We start from the raw sequence: 3,269 nt of genomic DNA on the forward strand, positions 1-3,269 counted from the left end.
ACCTCTTATTCCTGGATGACGTCCGCGCCTTCCGGAACCTTGAACTGGAACTGGCTCGCCGGAATGGCCTCGTTGGCCTTGACCCCGTTGAACAGGATATTGGTGCGCTGACCAACGCTGTCGATCAGCTGCATGTCGTTGATCAGGCCGCCACGGAACGACACCCGCAGGGAGTCGAACAGGGTGTCCTTGGTCTTGGGCTTCAAGGTGAAGTCCATGACGTTGCCCTGCTCCTTGGAGGTGATGTCGAAGCTCTCGCTGATCTTCGACACGTCACCGGACAGCAGCAGCGCCGGGGTCTGGTTCAGGCGGGCATCGAGCTTCTTGACGGTGGCCTGCTCCAGGTCCGGGTCCCACAGGGTGACCATCTTGCCATCGGACACCACGACCTGTTCCTGCGGCGCATCGGTGTGCCAGTAGAACAGGCCCGGGCGTTTCACCGACATCTGGCCCTGGGTTTCCTGCAGGCTGGTGCCGCTGGCGTCCAGGGTCAGCTGCGAGAAACGGGCGGTGATGGTCTGCGACTTCTCCAGCAGCTGGGTCAGGCGCGCCACGTCTTTTTCATCGGCATGGCCCACCAGGGGCGCCATGACCAGGGCAGAAACCAACAGCATGCGAATCGCGCGCATGGAAATCCTCGTCGAACAGTGAATGGGCCGGGCGCCGTCAGCGGCGCCCGGCAGGTAGATCATCAATCGCGCGGGCCACCCGGGGCAATCACTTCCCGCGAGCCGTTGCTGTTCATTGGGGTGACCACGCCGGCCATCTCCATCGACTCGATCATCCGCGCGGCGCGGTTGTAGCCGATCTTGAGCTTGCGTTGCACGGCGGAAATGGACGCGCGACGGCTTTCGAGCACGAACTGCACGGCTTCGTCGTAGAGCGCGTCGGCTTCCGGATCGTCGCCGTCGCCCCCGCCGCCGCCGCCGTCAAAGCCGCTGCCGGCCTCTTCGACACCACTGAGGATGTCATCGTTGTAGTCCGGCGCGCCACGCTGTTTCCACGCCTCGACCACGCGATGCACCTCGTCGTCGGAGACGAACGCGCCATGGACGCGGATCGGCAGGCTGGTGCCCGGCGGCATGTAGAGCATGTCGCCGTGACCGAGCAACTGCTCGGCGCCGCCCTGGTCGATGATGGTCCGTGAGTCGATCTTGCTCGACACCTGGAAGGCCATGCGGGTCGGGATGTTGGCCTTGATCAGGCCGGTGATCACGTCCACCGACGGGCGCTGGGTCGCGAGAATCAGGTGGATGCCGGCCGCGCGCGCCTTCTGCGCGATACGCGCGATCAGTTCTTCGACCTTCTTGCCGACGATCATCATCATGTCGGCGAACTCGTCCACCACCACCACGATGGTCGGCAGGGTCTGCAGCAGGGGCGGCACATCGTCCATGCTCTCGCGCTTGAACATCGGGTCGTAGATCGGCTCGCCGGTTTCCTCGGCGTCCTTGACCTTGCGGTTGAAGCCGGCCAGGTTACGCACGCCCATGGCCGCCATCAGCTTGTAGCGCCGTTCCATCTCGGCGACGCTCCAGCGCAGGGCGTTGGCGGCGTCCTTCATGTCGGTGACTACCGGACACAGCAGGTGCGGAATGCCTTCGTAGATCGACAGCTCGAGCATCTTCGGGTCGATCATGATCAGCTTGGCGTCCTCAGGGCCCGCCTTGAACAGGATCGACAGGATCATCGCGTTCACACCCACCGACTTGCCGGAACCTGTGGTACCGGCCACCAGCAGGTGGGGCATCTTGGCCAGGTCGGTGATCACCGGCTTGCCGCCGATGTCATGGCCCAGGGCCATGGTGACCGGCGACTTGGCCTCGTCGTACTGGGGCGAGGACAGCACCTCGGAGAAGCGCACGATCTGCCGGTCCTCGTTGGGGATCTCGATGCCGACGGTGGTCTTGCCCGGGATGACCTCGACCACGCGCACGCTGGTCACCGCCAGCGAACGCGCCAGGTCCTTGGCCAGGTTGGAGATGCGGCTGACCTTGACCCCGGCCGCGGGCTGGATCTCGTAGCGAGTGATCACCGGGCCTGGATGGATGGAGTCGACCGACACTTCGACGCCGAACTCCTTGAGCTTGATTTCCAGAAGGTTGCCCACGCCGGCCAGGGATTCCGGCGAGTAGTTGACCTTCTTGGCTTCGGCGGGGTCGAGGATCGAGATCGGCGGCAGCGTGCCTGCGACGGCGCTATCGACGAACTGATGCGCCGGTTTCTCCTTGACCACCCGTTTGGCGGGTTCAGGGACACTGGCCGCAGGCGGCATGATCACCGGTGCCGGCCGTGCGACTGGCTGAGGGACAGGCACTGCCGGCGCGGCTGCCGGCGGTGGCGCCGACACGGTCGGCTGCACGCGCTCGGGCACGGGCTTGGTGATGGGCGGGTCGCGGTCGGTCAGGCGATCACGGCCCTTGACCGGCTCGCGCTTGTCGGCGGCCCCCTTGGCGGGGACCTCGTAGTCATCGACCTCGCGCAGCTGCGCCACCAGGCGCTTGCGCTCGTTGCGCGCGGCCCACCAGCGGTTGGCGGCCCCCTGCACCAGCTCGAAGAGGTCGAGGGTGATCTTGCCGGTAAGGTCCATCACCTTGAACCACGACAGGTCGGTGAACACGGTCAGGCCGAACAGGAACAGCGCGATGAACATCAGGGTGCTGCCCTGCACGTTCAGCAGGCTCTTGGCCAGGTCGCCGAGGCTTTCGCCCAGCGCGCCGCCGGCGGAAAACGGCATGCTCTGCGGCGGATGGAAGTGGATATGCGCCAGCGCCGCGCCCGAGAGCACCAGGAATACCAGGCCGATCAGCCGCCAGGAGAACAGCCAGCCGCTCCATTGCCACGGCTGGTGCCGCTCGCGGAAGATCTGCCAGGTCTTGACCGCCAGCAGCAAGGGGAAGATGTAGGCGAAGTAGCCCAGCACCATGAACAGGATGTCGGCGAAGTACGCCCCGGCGCGGCCGGCGGCGTTCTGCACCTGCTCGGCGTTGCTGGTGTGGCTGAAGCCAGGATCGGCGGTGTCGTAGGTCAGCAGGGCCATCCACAGGTAAAGGCACAAAGCGCCGATGGCGATCAGTGCGCCTTCCTTGAGGCGATAGTGCAGCTGCTGTCGCCAGAGCGGCACGGGCAATGGGGGTGGGGTTGCGGTGGATTTCTTCAAAACGCGTCTATTCCTGCGCGTGGTGCGCGTCCAGCAGTGATCGACCCAGGTGAACGGTCAACGAATCACTACTTTTAACATTACTGCCCGCCTGCCGCCATGGCGATAC

At 65.0% G+C, this 3,269-nt stretch carries 2 protein-coding genes; both read right to left on the minus strand.

The window, feature by feature from the left end:
* Positions 1 to 5 precede the first annotated feature (5 nt).
* Complete coding sequence (gene lolA, locus VJS90_RS20025) at positions 6 to 629, minus strand: outer membrane lipoprotein chaperone LolA (RefSeq protein ID WP_324123369.1); 624 nt, start codon at positions 627 to 629, stop codon at positions 6 to 8.
* A gap of 62 nt (positions 630 to 691) precedes the next feature.
* On the minus strand, positions 692 to 3,160 hold the full coding sequence (locus tag VJS90_RS20030; RefSeq protein WP_324123370.1) for a DNA translocase FtsK: 2,469 nt from the start codon (positions 3,158 to 3,160) through the stop codon (positions 692 to 694).
* Positions 3,161 to 3,269: the final 109 nt, after the last annotated feature.

The organism is Pseudomonas sp. (assembly GCF_035277045.1).
GTDB lineage: Bacteria > Pseudomonadota > Gammaproteobacteria > Pseudomonadales > Pseudomonadaceae > Aquipseudomonas.

Coding starts and splice junctions, on each gene's coding strand:
- lolA (WP_324123369.1), bottom strand. CDS start 629: ATGCGCGCGATTCGCATGCTGTTGGTTTCTGCCCTGGTCATGGCGCCC.